General features: G+C 64.9%; 13 protein-coding genes, 1 tRNA gene and 1 other RNA gene. 9 read left to right on the top strand and 6 right to left on the bottom strand.

Annotation, left to right across the window (positions count from 1 at the left end; translation table 11 throughout):
- Positions 1-21: 21 nt before the first annotated feature.
- Both rraA and ABD059_RS07260 read right to left on the bottom strand, forming a co-directional pair.
- Positions 22-498 (bottom strand): ribonuclease E activity regulator RraA, encoded by a 477-nt coding sequence (gene rraA, locus ABD059_RS07255; RefSeq protein ID WP_343878700.1) that lies wholly within the window; start codon positions 496-498, stop codon positions 22-24.
- Positions 499-535: 37 nt separating this feature from the next.
- Entirely contained in the window at positions 536-2044 is a 1509-nt protein-coding gene (locus ABD059_RS07260; protein ID WP_343878701.1) for a helix-turn-helix domain-containing protein, read from the bottom strand.
- A gap of 147 nt (positions 2045-2191) precedes the next feature.
- Between ABD059_RS07260 and aceA the strand changes: the two genes are divergently transcribed.
- From aceA to ABD059_RS07275, 3 genes are all read left to right on the top strand, one after another.
- Positions 2192-3532 carry an isocitrate lyase gene (gene aceA / locus ABD059_RS07265; RefSeq protein ID WP_343878702.1) on the top strand — a complete coding sequence of 447 codons (1341 nt, stop codon included), beginning with the start codon at positions 2192-2194 and terminating at the stop codon, positions 3530-3532.
- Positions 3533-3571: 39 nt separating this feature from the next.
- Positions 3572-5191, top strand: coding sequence for a malate synthase A (aceB, locus tag ABD059_RS07270; protein WP_343878703.1), 1620 nt, complete (start codon positions 3572-3574; stop codon positions 5189-5191).
- Between the two features lie 92 nt (positions 5192-5283).
- Positions 5284-6000 (top strand): DsbA family oxidoreductase, encoded by a 717-nt coding sequence (locus ABD059_RS07275; protein ID WP_343878704.1) that lies wholly within the window; start codon positions 5284-5286, stop codon positions 5998-6000.
- A gap of 7 nt (positions 6001-6007) precedes the next feature.
- Here ABD059_RS07275 and ABD059_RS07280 read toward each other — a convergent pair whose 3' ends face one another.
- Together ABD059_RS07280 and ABD059_RS07285 are read right to left on the bottom strand one after the other, a co-directional pair.
- Positions 6008-6715 (bottom strand): LytR C-terminal domain-containing protein, encoded by a 708-nt coding sequence (locus ABD059_RS07280; protein ID WP_343878705.1) that lies wholly within the window; start codon positions 6713-6715, stop codon positions 6008-6010.
- Entirely contained in the window at positions 6708-7007 is a 300-nt protein-coding gene (locus ABD059_RS07285; RefSeq protein ID WP_024476219.1) for a type II toxin-antitoxin system VapB family antitoxin, read from the bottom strand. The genes ABD059_RS07280 and ABD059_RS07285 overlap by 8 nt, the downstream gene beginning before the upstream one ends.
- Before the next feature lie 131 nt (positions 7008-7138).
- On the opposite strand from ABD059_RS07285, the gene ABD059_RS07290 reads away from it, so the two are divergent.
- Positions 7139-8023: a Cof-type HAD-IIB family hydrolase gene (locus ABD059_RS07290; protein ID WP_343878706.1), complete on the top strand. Its 885-nt coding sequence runs from the start codon at positions 7139-7141 to the stop codon at positions 8021-8023.
- 6 nt (positions 8024-8029) lie between these two features.
- On the opposite strand, the gene ABD059_RS07295 is transcribed toward ABD059_RS07290, so the two are convergent.
- Positions 8030-8530, bottom strand: coding sequence for a glutathione peroxidase (locus tag ABD059_RS07295; protein ID WP_343878707.1), 501 nt, complete (start codon positions 8528-8530; stop codon positions 8030-8032).
- 75 nt (positions 8531-8605) lie between these two features.
- Between ABD059_RS07295 and ABD059_RS07300 the strand changes: the two genes are divergently transcribed.
- Positions 8606-9553, top strand: coding sequence for an oxygenase MpaB family protein (locus ABD059_RS07300; protein ID WP_343878708.1), 948 nt, complete (start codon positions 8606-8608; stop codon positions 9551-9553).
- 78 nt (positions 9554-9631) lie between these two features.
- On the opposite strand, the gene ABD059_RS07305 is transcribed toward ABD059_RS07300, so the two are convergent.
- Positions 9632-9719, bottom strand: a tRNA-Ser gene (locus ABD059_RS07305).
- A gap of 191 nt (positions 9720-9910) precedes the next feature.
- Here ABD059_RS07305 and ffs point away from each other — a divergent pair.
- The 4 genes from ffs (at position 9911) to recR (ending at position 14454) form a co-directional block, all read left to right on the top strand.
- Positions 9911-10006, top strand: an RNA gene (gene ffs, locus ABD059_RS07310) — signal recognition particle sRNA small type.
- 24 nt (positions 10007-10030) lie between these two features.
- Positions 10031-10924: a tRNA glutamyl-Q(34) synthetase GluQRS gene (gene gluQRS / locus ABD059_RS07315; RefSeq protein WP_343878709.1), complete on the top strand. Its 894-nt coding sequence runs from the start codon at positions 10031-10033 to the stop codon at positions 10922-10924.
- A 44-nt stretch (positions 10925-10968) separates the two neighbouring features.
- The gene (locus tag ABD059_RS07320) at positions 10969-13818 is read left to right on the top strand and encodes a DNA polymerase III subunit gamma and tau (protein WP_343878710.1); all 2850 of its coding nucleotides are present in this window, start codon (positions 10969-10971) and stop codon (positions 13816-13818) included.
- 39 nt (positions 13819-13857) lie between these two features.
- Positions 13858-14454, top strand: a complete 597-nt coding sequence (gene recR / locus ABD059_RS07325; RefSeq protein WP_019483259.1) for a recombination mediator RecR — start codon at positions 13858-13860, stop codon at positions 14452-14454.
- Positions 14455-14532: the final 78 nt, after the last annotated feature.

The raw sequence follows: 14532 nt of genomic DNA on the forward strand, positions 1-14532 counted from the left end.
AACCTAAAAAGCGGTGTCTAGCTACACTGCGGGGCCGGCGACCAGAATTCCATCGGCATCGGCGTACACAGTCCCGCCGGGGGTAAAAACGACCCCTCCAAACGCCACCGGCACATCAATCTCGCCGACGCCGTCCTTGGCGCTCTTGCGGGGATTGCTGCCGAGTGCCTTCACGCCGAGGGGCAGCCCAGCGAGCACCGCGCGGTCACGGATTGCACCGTTGATGATGACGCCGTGCCACCCGTTCTTCACCGCAATCTCCGCAATCATGTCACCCATCAGCGCCCGCTCAAGTGAGCCGCCGCCGTCGACCACGAGGACCGCACCTGCGCCGGGTGTGGACAGGAGCGACTTCAGGACCACGTTGTCGTGATAACACTTCACGGTCCGGATCGGTCCGCTGAACGCCATCTCTCCCCCCAGATCCTGGAACTGGAGTGACACTGATTGAACGGCCTCTCCGAGCTGGTCGTAGAGGTCTGCGGTGGATAGGTCCATGTTGTTCTCCTGATCGGTGGCTTGAGGTTGTGAAAGGTCAGCCCGAATGGGCCTCAAGGAAGCTGTACACCTCGGTCTCATCTACGCCGGGGAACGCACCGGGCGGCATGGCGGCCAGCAGGTGCGAGTGCGCCCGGGCGCTCGGCCAGGCATGACCTGCCCAATTTTCAGCCAGGGACGACGGCGGGCGTCGGCAGCACGCTTCATCCGGGCAGAAGGACTTTTCCCTCATGGTGGTATCCCTGCCCCTGAACCACTTCACGTGCGCATACGGTACCCCGATGCTCAACGAGAACTCCCCACTCGCTGACCGTTCGGTCCGGGCCGTGCACCAGTAGGTACCGCTGGGCGTGTCGGTGTACTGGTTGTAGGCACGGAACTTGTCGGCCACCTCGAACACCACCCGTGAGGTCCAGCGCTTACAGGACGGTTGGCCCTCGATGGCTCCGGTGTGATCCTGAGGAAAGGTGACGCCGTCGTTCTCATACGCCTTGTAGATGATCCCGCTCTCATGGGTCTTCTGGAAATGGGTCGGGATACCCAGGTGCTCGGTGGCGAGGTTGGTGAACCTGTGCGCCGCGGTCTCGTAGGACACCGCGAACGCATCCCGGATGTCCTCCACGGCAATCTCCTTCGCCGCTTTCGAGCGCTGCAGGAACTCCACCGCAGGTTTCTCCGGCAGCAGAAGTGCCGCGGCAAAGTAGTTGGTGGCCACGCGCTGCCTGAGGAATTCCCGATAATTTTCTGGCGTCTGGTGGTCGAGCACGTAATGTCCCAGCGCCTGCAGCAGCACCGAGCGCGGATCGTGGTCGGTGCGCTGGGACTGGGTCAGGTAAATCCTGCGGTTCTTTAAGTCAGTGACGGAGCGGGTTGAATGCGGCAGGTCACCCACGTGATGGAGTGTGAACCCCAGGTGGGCGGCGATGTCGGCAATCAGGTGCTGGGACATGGGCCCCGCAGTGTGCCCCACCGAATCCAGGACCTTTTGCGCCTCGGCCTCAAGCTCGGGGAAGTAGTTGTTCTGTTTGCGCATCTCACGCCGCAGTTCGGCGTTCGCCCGGCGGGCTTCCTCCGGGGTGGCCACCTGCTCGTTGAGCCGCCGCTCCAGCTCGCCCTGAAGGCCCACCAGGGATTCGAGTACCTCCATCGGGAGCCGTGAGGAGATCCGCACCTTCGGCAGCCCGAGTGCCCCGTACAGCGGGCCGCGCTGCGCCCGCTCCAGCTCGATCTCCAGTGCTGCCCTCCGGGTGGGCGGTTCCGCGCCTAACAGCTGGTCGATCCCTACCCCGAGCGCCGACGCGAGACCCTGCAGCATCCCCAGCTTTGGCTCACGTTTGCCGTTCTCGATCAACGACAGCTGCGACGCAACGGTGCCGACGACGGCGCCCAGGTCGTCGAGCGTCATCCCCTTCGATTTCCTGAGGTGGCGGATCCGCCGGCCCAGACTGATCGCGTCGAGGTCGTCCGGCGCACCGGCGCCCACCTCTGCGGCTCCACCGGATTCCGGTCGATTCCAGGTGGCTGGCTTGATCGGCATGTTGGTCATTTCTTGAGGTTACGCGAAGAAGTGCGTTTCTTGCCAGCATTTCCATCTAGGCAAGGGGTTGAAATGAGAGAAAGGTTGGTTTTACGAAGCCAAACGAACACTTAGCGCACTCGAATCAACGGCTCAGGGAATTCAAAGGAGAATGCAATGACACAGGACCAGAACGCCCCACAGACACACACCGCATCGACAGGCCAGGGCGCCGAAGGATCGGCTGAGCGGGAGCTGGAACTTGAGTGGTCGGCTAATTCCCGCTGGGAGAACGTCACACGCGACTACTCGGCAGCCGACGTCGTCCGCCTTCGCGGCCGGGTCCAGGAGGAGCACACCCTTGCCCGGCGCGGCGCCGAAAAGTTGTGGACGCAGTTGACCGATCAGGCCAGCACGGGTGAGTACACTCACTCGCTTGGCGCGCTGACCGGCAATCAGGCGGTGCAGCAGGTCAAGGCGGGCCTGAAAGCAATCTACCTGTCCGGCTGGCAGGTCGCCGCCGACGCCAATAACTCCGGGCACACCTATCCCGACCAGTCGCTGTACCCCGCCAACTCAGTTCCCACTGTGGTACGCCGCATCAACAACGCGCTGCTACGTGCTGACCAGATCGACTTCGCCGAAGGGGTCCAGACGGTGGAGGACTACTTGGTTCCCATCATCGCCGACGCCGAAGCAGGCTTCGGCGGCCCACTCAACGCCTACGAACTGATGAAGTCGATGATCCAGGCCGGCGCTGCCGGCGTTCACTGGGAGGACCAGCTCGCTTCGGAGAAGAAGTGCGGGCACCTCGGCGGGAAGGTACTGATCCCGACCCAGCAGCACGTCCGTACCCTCAACGCCGCCCGGCTCGCCGCCGACGTCGCTGGGACGCCGTCGGTAGTGATTGCTCGCACCGACGCCGAGGCCGCGACCCTCATCACCTCCGACGTTGACGAGCGGGATCAGCAGTTCATCACCGGCGAGCGTACCTCTGAGGGCTTCTACAAGGTGCGCAACGGCCTCGAGGCGTGCATTGCCCGGGGACGGGCCTACGCACCGTACGCGGATCTGCTGTGGATGGAAACCGGCACCCCCGACCTTGACCTGGCGCGCAAGTTTGCTGAGGCCATCAAGGCGGAGCACCCGGACCAGATGCTGGCATACAACTGCTCGCCGTCGTTCAACTGGAAGAAGCACCTCGACGACGCAACGATCGCCAAGTTCCAGCGGGAGCTCGGCGCTATGGGGTTCACCTTCCAGTTCATCACCCTGGCCGGGTTCCACGCGCTCAACTACTCGATGTTCGACCTGGCCGAGGGTTACGCCCGCGACGGCATGAGTGCGTACGTCGAACTCCAGGAGCGCGAATTCGCTGCCGAGTCCCGCGGCTACACCGCCACTAAGCACCAGCGTGAGGTGGGAACCGGTTACTTCGACCAGGTTGCCACCGCCCTCAACCCCACGGGCAGCACCCTCGCCCTGGCCGGGTCCACCGAGGCGCAGCAGTTCCACTAACCCCCTTTGCCCCACCCACGTTCTCCCAGGAGGCACACCATGAACAACCTGATTACCCTCAACGGCGTTACCCTGACGGCGCCGGCCGTGCGCCGCCAGGACGAAATCCTCACCCCGGAAGCCCTCGATTTCCTCCGGAAACTGCACCAGTCGACCGCCAGCCGCCGGCAGGAACTCCTGCACCTGCGGCAGCAGTCCCGCGCCAGGATTTCCAACGGCACCGATCCGCGTTTCCTCCCCGAGACCAAGCACATTCGCGACGACGACGGCTGGCGGGTTGCGCCGGTCGCCCCGGGTCTGGAGGACCGCCGGGTAGAGATCACCGGCCCCGTCGACCGGAAAATGACCATCAACGCCCTCAACTCAGGCGCCAAGGTGTGGCTGGCCGACATGGAGGACTCTTCCACTCCCAGCTGGTCCAATGTCATCAACGGGCAGCTCAACCTGCGCGACGCGCTGGCGGACCGCATCAGCTTCACCTCCCCGGAAGGGAAGGAGTACCGGTTGGGTGAGGATCGGCCGACCATCGTCGTGCGCCCCCGCGGCTGGCACCTGCCCGAGAAGCACCTGCTGATCAACAACACCCCGATCGCTGGCGGCCTGGTCGACTTTGGTTTGCATTTCTTCCACAACGCCCGGACGCTCATCGCCCAGGGCCGGGGCCCCTACTTCTACCTGCCGAAGATCGAGAACCATCTCGAGGCACGGCTCTGGAATGACATTTTCGTCCAGGCCCAGCAACTATTGGGGCTGCCCCAGGGCACTATCCGCGCCACGGTGCTGATAGAAACCATCACCGCCGCGTTCGAAATGGAGGAAATCCTGTACGAACTGCGCGAACACGCCGCCGGTTTGAACGCGGGCAGGTGGGACTACATCTTCTCGGTGATCAAGAACTTCAGGACCCGCGGGCCCCGCTTCGTCCTCCCTGACCGGTCAATGGTGACCATGACCGCGCCATTCATGCGCTCCTACACCGAGCAGCTGGTGCGCATCTGCCACCGCCGGGGCGCCCACGCCATTGGCGGCATGTCGGCCAACATCCCGAACCGGCGAGACGAAGCCGCGAACGCCGTCGCACTGGAAAAGGTGAGGGCTGACAAGACCCGGGAGGCGAACGATGGTTTCGACGGTTCCTGGGTTGCCCACCCGGACCTGGTTCCGGTAGCGATGGAGGTGTTCAACGCCGTCCTCGGCGAGCGGCCCAACCAGCTGACCAAGCTGCGCGACGACGTCATCCCCGACGACAAGGCGCTGCTCAACATCGCAGGCACCCCCGGTGTCATCACCGAAGCCGGGATCCGCGAGAACCTTGAGGTCGGCGTGAGGTACATCGAGTCGTGGTTGCGTGGCAACGGCGCTGCGGCGATCAACTCCCTGATGGAGGACGCCGCCACGGCTGAGATTTCACGGTCTCAGATCTGGCAGTGGATCTACTCGGGTGCCGTCACCGACGACGGCGAGGCCATCACCCACGGGTGGGTCGCCGAGCTGCTGGAGGAGGAGTTCGCGGCGATGGAGCGTTTCGACGGCGACCGTTTCGACGACGCCCTGGCAATCTTCGAGGAGGTGGCCCTCGGTGAGGAGTTTCCCACCTTCCTCACCGTCCCCGCCTACGCCCGCTACCTGCACGAGAACCGCGAGCTGGCGACCGTCTAGTCAATTCCCACCGCACCTCTCCGCACCCCCGGTAGGGGGCACGGCGGGGTGCGGTGGGAATACCCCGCAGCCCACCCCGCGTTGTGCGGTGTATGCAGATTGAAATTTGGTCAGACGTCAAGTGCCCCTGGTGTTTCGTCGGCAAACGCCGGTTTGAGACGGCCCTCGCCGGCTTCGAACACCGCGATCAGGTCACCGTGACCTGGAAGAGCTTCCAGTTGGACCCGGATCTCCCGGATCACTATGACGGCACCGAACAGCAATACCTCGCTGAACGAAAGGGCATCTCCGAAGACCGGATCCGCGAGATGTGGGACAGTTTGTCCGCTTCGGCCGCGGGCGAGGGATTGAACTTCAGGTTCGAGGACGTCGTGGTGGGCAACAGTTTCACCGCCCACCGGTTCCTGCACCTGGCCAAATCCCAGGGGCTCGGCGATGCCGCCAAGGAAGCCATCCTGTCCGCCCATTTCGAACAGGGCAAAGACACCTCCGATACGGACTTCCTTGTGGAGCTCGGCCAGAAGATCGGGCTCACCGAGCAGGATGTGCGGGCCACCCTCGACACGGACCGGTTCGCCGACGACGTCCACCACGATATTGCCGAGGCACGCGCGCTCGGTATCAGCGGAGTACCGTTTTTCGTCATCGACCGGAAATACGGCATCTCCGGAGCCCAACCCGCCGATCTGTTCGCCGAGGCGCTCACCACCGCGTGGCAGGAAGCGAACCCGCTGACCCTCGTGAGTCCCGCCGGATCCGCAGCGGCCTCCGCCGACGGCGAAGCGTGCGGGCCCGAAGGCTGCAACTAGCCTGCAGCTAGGGTGCAGCGGGGGTCGACTCCGGTGCACCCGACGTGGACTCGGCCTCGGCAGATGCCGTGGTCGGGTCGACGCACACCAGTCCGCCCGGAGTCTCGTCCAGCTCAGCCTCAGCGATGAGGCCCTCATACCCTGATCCGACGACGACGTCGACGGTAGCGTCAGCGCGCTCATCCTCCACGAAGGTGGTTCCCGGAATCTGGCGCTGGACGGTGAAAGCATTCGCGTAGCCCTCCGGTCCGGCGACCACGATGGCAGTCATGCCGGTCCGGTTCACCGTGCGGTTACCGATCTCGCCCAGCACAAACGCTCGTTCCGTCAGGACCTCACCGACCGTGCCAGCCAGACCGGGAATGGTTGTGCTGTTGTACAGGTTCACGGTAATGGCCGAAGGGGACTGCACCTCGAACGGGCCCTCCGGGCAGGCATACGTCGGCTCCAGATCCGGTTCCAGCGCGGCAATGCGGATATCCCCACGGTTGATTCCTATCGCAACGAATACCGCCGCAGCGAGGAGCGCGACCAGCACCACCAGAACCACCCCGTGGCGGAGCCGGCGCATGTAAATGTGCGGGCGCTCCACCTCCCCCGTGTCTGCGAACACGCTGTCCAGATCGTTTTCGGTCACGATCCGGTGGCCGTGCCATTCAATCGGGTTCTTCTTGGACTTTTTGGTCTCGTGCCGGTGCGGGGGCTGGTCAGTCATTGATCACCAGGACGCGCGCGTGCAGAATGGTTCGCTGATGCAGTGCCGTGCGGACGGCGCGGTGCAGCCCGTCTTCCAGATAGAGCGTCTCGTTCCACTGGACCACGTGCGGGAACAGGTCACCAAAGAATGTTGAATCCTCGGCGAGGAGCGCCTCGAGGTCGAGGGTGGTTTTGGTGGTCACCAGTTCGTCCAGCCGTACCTGCCGGGGTGCGACACCGGCCCAATCCTTGGGGGTCACATAACCATGGTCCGGGTAGGGACGTCCTGCGCTTACGGCTTTGAAGATCACCAATACAGACTAGAGAACATCATCGGGCAATGGAACATGAGCCGCGCCCAACGGTCTTTAGTGGCCCAAAGGTTACGTTCAGACCGGCCACCGAATAGTCGATACCGGGCCCGCCGAGAATAATTGCAGGCATGAGCACCCCTGAGCTGACCGGACTCCTGCTGGATGTCGACGGACCAATCGCGAGCCCCGTGTCCCGGACCGTGCGGCCGGCGATCATCAAGGACCTGATGACTCTCGCTGCCGCCGGGTGGCCGGTCATCTTCAACACGGGACGGTCTGATTCGTTCATCCGCAGCGAGGTGATGGCTCCCATGCTCGCGGCAGGGATCCCCGAAGGCGTGGTGTTCCACGCCATCTGTGAGAAGGGTGGCGTCTGGTTCAGCTTCGACAGGTCGGGGGCGGGCGAACTGCATGTCGACCAGGCTCTGGCACTGCCGAAGGAGTTCGGGGCAGGGATCCGCGAACTGGTGGCGGAAAAGTACTTCGGGCACATGTTCTTCGATGAAACCAAATACGCGATGGTGTCGGTGGAACAGCACATTGAGGTGGACAACACCGACTATCTGGCTGAGCAGGCCGGGTTCGACGCCGACGCTCTGGCCCTGATGCGGTCCTTCGGCATGGGGGTTTGCCGGTTGGCCCATCATGCCCCGGATAGCGATGACAACATCGACTACCGGATCGACCCGACCATCATCTCGACCGACATTGAATCGGTCCGTCTCGGCAAGGACCTCGGCGCCGAGCGTGCCCTGGGTCTGCTGGGCACCGCCATCCCTGCCCGCTGGCGGACCGTCGGAGACTCGCGCACCGACTACGCGATGGCCGATTACCTCCACGAACACGGGTACGACGTCGCCCATGTTGACGTCCGACCCGCTGACGGAGTTCCGGACAAGCCGTACCCCGTGCTCACCGAGGATCACCTGACCAACGACGACGCTGGCGCCGCCTTCCTCGCCGCGTGTGTTGAGTCCCTCCGCCCCGTCAGCGAGGCACGTGCTGGCAGCTAGGTCAACCTAGGCAGTCTTCGCCAGCGCACCCTCGATGGCCGCGACCACCTCGGCCGACTCTGGCTCCACCGTCGGGGCGAACCGCGCCACCACCGAGCCCTGATCATTCACCAGGAACTTCTCGAAGTTCCATTTCACCAGCCCGGGCAGGATGCCGTTCTTGAACTTCGTCAGCTCCGAGTAGAGGGGGTGCTGGTTCTTGCCGCGCACGTCGGCCTTCTTGGTCAACGGGAACGTGACGTCATAGGTGGTCGAGCAGAAGGACTGAATGTCGTCATCCGTTCCGGGTTCCTGGCCCATGAACTGGTTGCAGGGCACTCCGACCACCACAAATCCCTGATCCCGGTACTTCTGGTAGAGGTTCTCCAGCCCACCGTACTGGGGGGTATAGCCGCACTTCGACGCAACATTCACCACCATCACCGTCTTGCCTTTGAAGTCGCCGAACGACCTCTCGGTGCCATCGTTCATGGTCAGAGGAATGGAATGCAGATTCGTTGGTGACATGGTTACTCCCGGTAGGCGACTGCTTAGCATTCGTACGGTAGCAGTCAGCGGATGGGCCTAGGCAATAATGGGGTGGTGGCCTCACTTAGAAACACCGGGCTAACCGCCTGGCGCACACAGCTCCGCAAGACCTTCACCGGCAACTCGGAGGTCCCCCCGGCCTGGGCGGAAAAGCTGGACGAAGGCGACGACGTCGGCTACTTCCCGCCGTCGTCAGCGGCCTGGGCAGTGCACGGGTCAATGACCCCCCTGGTCGGCGGGATCCGGGCGCTGCTGCTGCAGGCGCTGCATCCGGGTGCGATGGCGGGCGTCCACGACTTCTCCCGATACCGCGAAGACCCACTCGGCCGCCTCGCCGGAACCATCCAGTGGATTTTCACCGTCACCTATGGCTCAGCCGAAACGGCCAAGGCCGGCTCGGCCTGGGTACAGCGGTTACATCAGCGGGTCACTGGCACCTACATTGACAGTCGGGGTGACACTCAACCCTATTCGGCGGGCTCCCCCGACCTCCTGCGCTGGGTGCATCTGGCCTTCACTGACGCCTTCCTGGCATCGCATCTGGCGTATGGCCCGCCGATCCCCGGCGGTGCAGACAACTATGTGGCTGAATGGGCACAGGCCGGGCGACTCATGGGGGTCATCGACCCGCCGGAGTCGGCGGCTGAACTGGCAGCGCAACTGGCAGCGTTCGACGACGAGCTGGTGTGCGGCCCGCAGGTCACCGAAGCGCTCCGGTACATTAAACGTCCGCCGCTACCGCTGTCCCAGCGATTCGGCTACCGGGTGTTGTTCGCCGGGGCCGTGGCCACCCTCGAACCCCGCCACCGGGACTTGTTGGGGCTCCGTGTGCCGTCACTGGGGCCCATTCCGTTGCCGGTGCGCACCGCGACACGCCTGGTCATGTTCATCGTCCGGCTCGGCCTCGGACCCGAGGGCCCAAGCGAGGCAGCCGCGCTCCGACGGCTCGCCAGGCTGCGGGGCACTGACGCCGAGGCGAACCCGCCCCAACCCGGGGGATGAGGCTACGTTCTTCAGTGGTTGAACGACAAAAGACACCCCCAACCGAAGCTGGAGATGTCTTTTGTCGTAACTCACATATGGCGGAGGATGGGGGATTTGAACCCCCGAGGGCGTTAACCCAACACGCGTTCCAGGCGTGCGCCATAGGCCGCTAGGCGAATCCTCCTAGTTTGGAGCAGATACCAGAATACCCACTTGGGAACGATCTAACGAATCGCCGCCGTGTGACCTTGCCGGGCGACTCCAGGATCACACCTGATTCAGCAGACAACCAGCCGGCGTTCTGCCCGCCCCGCGGCACGACGACCGACGATTCTGCCGGTTCGAATCCGGCCCCGAGATTCCTGTAGACTCTTTCCCGGCCCCTCATGTGGTGTCACCCTGTGAACTCCCCCAGGACCGGAAGGTAGCAAGGGTAAGCGGGCTCTGACAGGTGCATGGGGGGTCTTCTCATCCCCTGACGCTGCAGGAGCACCGATGAACAGCCCCGGCGCTGGCCGCTTTGCCCCCAGCCCCTCCGGCGAGCTACATCTGGGGAACCTCCGCACCGCGATCCTCGCCTGGCTGTTTGCGCGCAGTACGTCCCGGTCCTTCCTGCTGCGGATCGAAGACCTGGACCGTGCCCGCGCCGGAGCCGAAGCAGCGCAGCTCGCCGAGCTCACCGCCGTCGGGCTCGACTGGGATGCGGAACCGGTCCGCCAGAGTGACCGGCTCCCCCTCTACCGGGCCGCAGTCGAGTCCTTGCGGAACGCCGACCTGCTTTACGAGTGCTATTGCACCCGCCGTGACATTGCCGAGGCTGCCACCGCCCCTCATTCGCTGCCCGGCTCCTACCCGGGCACCTGCCGGACCATGCCGGCGTCGGCTCATCCCCGCCGGCATGGCCGTCCGCCCGCCCTGCGGCTGCGGTCCGGGGTGACCGACTGGACGGTCGAGGATGAGTTGCACGGCAGCTATACCGGCCCGGTGGATGACCTGGTCATTGTCCGCAGCGACGGCGTCCCCGCGTACAACCTTGCGGTGGTCGTCGACGACGCCGCACAGGGAATCGACCAGGTGGTCCGCGGCGATGACCTACTCAGCTCCGCCCCCCGGCAGGCTTATCTGGCCAGCCTGCTGGGGATTACCCCACCCCAGTACGCGCACGTCCCACTTGCGTTGAACCGGGAAGGGCGGCGCCTCGCCAAGCGTGACGGCGCCGTCACCCTCGAATCACTCGCCGAAAAGGGCTGGACCGCCAGCTCGGTGCGGGACCTGATTCTTCGGTCGGCGGGGCTCCCGGCGGGTACGCTGGCAGGAGCGCTCGAGGCGTTTCACCCGGCAGAGGTGCCGCGTGAAGCCTGGATAGTTGAGCCCGGCGAGCTGTCCTGATTCCGCCACTGCACTACGTCACCACCAACCGATAGGGTTCTTCTGTGAGCACAGCCCTTTACCGCCGATACCGCCCCGAAGCCTTCGCGGACGTCATTGGCCAGGAGCACGTCACCGAGCCCCTCATGGCCGCCATTGAGAAGGGTCGGGTCAACCACGCCTACCTGTTCTCCGGTCCCCGCGGGTGTGGAAAAACAACTTCGGCACGCATCCTGGCGCGCTGCCTGAACTGCGCCCAGGGCCCCACCCCGGTCCCCTGCGGGGTCTGCGACAGCTGTGTTGAGCTCGCCCGCGGCGGCTCCGGCAGCCTCGACGTGATCGAAATCGACGCTGCGAGCCACGGCGGCGTCGACGACGCCCGAGACCTCCGGGAGCGCGCCACCTTCGCGCCGGTCCGCGACCGGTACAAAATTTTCATCATCGATGAGGCTCACATGGTCACGTCGGCAGGCTTCAATGCCCTCCTGAAGATCGTCGAAGAACCCCCGGAACACATCAAGTTCATCTTCGCCACCACCGAACCGGACAAGGTGATCGGCACCATCCGGTCCCGCACCCACCACTACCCGTTCCGTTTGGTGCCGCCTGAGCCGCTGATGGCCTACCTTGATCTGCTCTGCCAGCAGGAGGGCATCCCCGTGGCGCCAGGGGTGCTGTCCCTCGTCACCCGGGCCGGCGGCGGGTCGGTGCGCGACTCGCTGTCGGTCCTTGACCAGCTCATGGCTGGCGCCGGGCCGGACGGGCTCGACTATGAGCTTGCCGTGTCCCTCCTCGGTTACACGCATGCGTCCCTGCTGGACGACGTCGTCGACGCCTTCGCCGCGGGCGACGCTGGCACGGTATTCAGCGCCGTCGACCGGGTAATCCAGACGGGACATGACCCCCGCAGGTTCGTTGAAGACCTGCTGGAGCGGTTCCGCGATTTGATTATCGTGAACGCGGTCCCCGACAGTGCGGCAGCGATCCTCCGGGGCACCCCCGACGACCAGCTGAACCGGATGCGCACGCAGGCCAACCAACTGGGCCGCGGCGAACTCTCCCGCGCCGCAGACATCACCAACACGGCACTGACCGAGATGACCGGCGCCACATCACCGCGTCTTCACCTCGAGCTGCTCTGCGCACGGATTCTGCTGCCCGCCGCCGATGAGACCGAGCGGGGAACCCTGGCCCGCGTGGACCGGATCGAACGCCGCCTGCAGTACGCCGGGACCGACGCCGGGTCCGATGCCGCGCCCAGTGGGCCGTCAGCACCTGCTGCTACCGCCCAGACCCACCCTCCCGCGAGCCCTCCGAGCCGGCCACAGGGCGTTAACCCCTCAGCGAGCTCCGTCCCGGGAGGGGAGGCGGCCAGTGCTGCGGCGTGGCCGGAGGAGACTGCTCCCGCCGAGAAATCTGCGACCACGTCAGCCACCCCAGCTGCCGAAGCCCCGAGCGGCCCAGCGCCAGTAGCATCGGCCCCAGCCGCATCAGCTTCGAACACTTCAGGTTCACCTGCAGGCCAGAATCCTGCAGGTCCGGTACCGTCGTCGTCCACGCCGGCAGCATCCCCGACCGCGCCCGAGCCTGCGCGGCAGGACCCAGCATCGGCCCCTTCCTCCTCCGGGACACCGCAGGTGGAGATGATCCGGCGTGCGTGGCCCGAGATCATGGATGAGCTTGCCCGCATCAAACGCACCACCTGGCTCAACGTCAATCCAGATGCCAAGCCTCGGAGCATGACCGGGAACCAGCTGGTCCTCGCCTTCGCAACCCAGGGAAACGCCATCGCCTTCCAGCGCGGCACGCACATGGACAACGTGAAGCAGGCGATCCACAAGATCCTGGCTCTGAAGGTCACCATCGAAGTACTCCACGACGGAGCAGCGTCAGCGGGTGAGCCAAACCCAAAAGTACCCACTAGTCGGCAGGCGCCGACAGAGACTCCCAGCAGCTCAACGCCCACAACACCCCAGCCTGGCCAGTCCCTCCCGACGACGGCGCCCGCATCTGGTGCACCCACCAGAGCTCATCAGCCAGCGACCCCGGGGTCACCACCGTCCGCAGCTACACCCGAGGAACCGGCGGCGGCCGTCGTCTCCAGCGCTGCCTCCAGCGCCGCACCCGCTTCTCCATCGGCCACCGCTCCCACAGCACCAGCACCAGCACCAGCACCAGCACCAGCACCAGCACCAGCGTCTACGCTTCCCAGCTCTACGCCCTCTGCAGCCCCCTCCCGCGACACGGAACAGTCAGGTGGGGCAACGCCAGCCCGCTGGAACACTGGCCCCGACACCAGCGCCGGCCAGAGCGGTCCCGCCCGGCAGTCCCCCGGCGCACCAACTGCCACCCCTAGCCAGACCCCGCGAAGCAGGGTAGCAACCTCGGAACCGGACGACTCGTGGGCTTCCGTAGAGCCGCCCGCCGACGAATACGATCTGGGCCCGGAAAGCACTGCCTGGCAAACAGCCCAACCCGCGGCCCCCGACGAGTCTGAGCAGACCCTGTCCACCCGCCGTCCGCCGCAGACCGCCCCAGGTCAGAACGCAACACCGGCTCAGCCCCACGCGCCAGTTCAGGAGAAAGCCCAGGAACGGCCGACGGCAGACCAGGTGGGCACATCGCGGCAACAGCCCCCGCAGGCGCCTGCAGTTGACCAGCCCCCACCGGCGGTCACTGGCCAGCCAGCCAAACCGCTCAGCAGATATCAGCGCCTCCTTGACGAAGCGGAACGGAAGCGGCTGGAAGAGGAAGCGGCCAATCCCCGCAAAGGCGCCGTAGACTTGACCTACGTTGAGGACGAGCCGAGCGCAGACGATGAAACCATTGAAGAGTCCGGGCTGGTTGGACGCTCAGCCATCGAACGCATCCTCAACGGCAAACTGATTGAGGAACGCGGCGTCGACAGCCCCTAGCGCCCCGTCCCAGTGAAATAGCAACCAGAAGAAGGTCCCGTGTACGAAGGCGCAGTCCAGGAGCTCATCGACGAACTGGGACGGCTCCCTGGGGTGGGACCCAAATCGGCCCAGCGGCTGGCCTTCTACATCCTGGAGGGCGATGGCGAGGACATCAAGCGCCTGGTCAATGCCATCGTCACGGTGAAGGAACGGGTCAAGTTCTGCACCGTGTGCGGAAATGTGGCTGAGCAGGAGACCTGCGGGATCTGCCGCGACCCGCGCCGCGATCCGACGGCAATTTGCGTGGTGGAAGAGTCAAAAGACGTCATCGCCGTCGAACGGACCCGATCGTTCAGGGGGCGCTACCATGTGCTCGGCGGCGCTATTAACCCGATCGCTGGCATCGGTCCGGACCAGCTCCGGATCCGAGAGCTCCTCAGCAGACTCTCGGACGACAAGATCGAGGAGATCATCATCGCCACCGACCCGAACCTCGAGGGGGAAGCGACCGCCACTTACCTGGCCCGGATGCTCAAAACCATCGGGATCAAAGTGACCCGTCTGGCCTCAGGGCTGCCGGTTGGTGGCGACCTCGAATATGCCGACGAAGTGACTCTCGGCCGCGCCTTCGAAGGACGCCGCACCGTCTCCTAGCCTCGATTTTTCATCGGAGGTCTTGGCCGGGTGTTTGAGGGCGGTGGGCAGGGGCCGCGGGTGCTGGTTTGGTTTTGG

The sequence above is a fragment of the Arthrobacter flavus genome (genome assembly GCF_039526005.1).
GTDB classification, from domain to species: Bacteria; Actinomycetota; Actinomycetes; order Actinomycetales; family Micrococcaceae; genus Arthrobacter_D; species Arthrobacter_D flavus.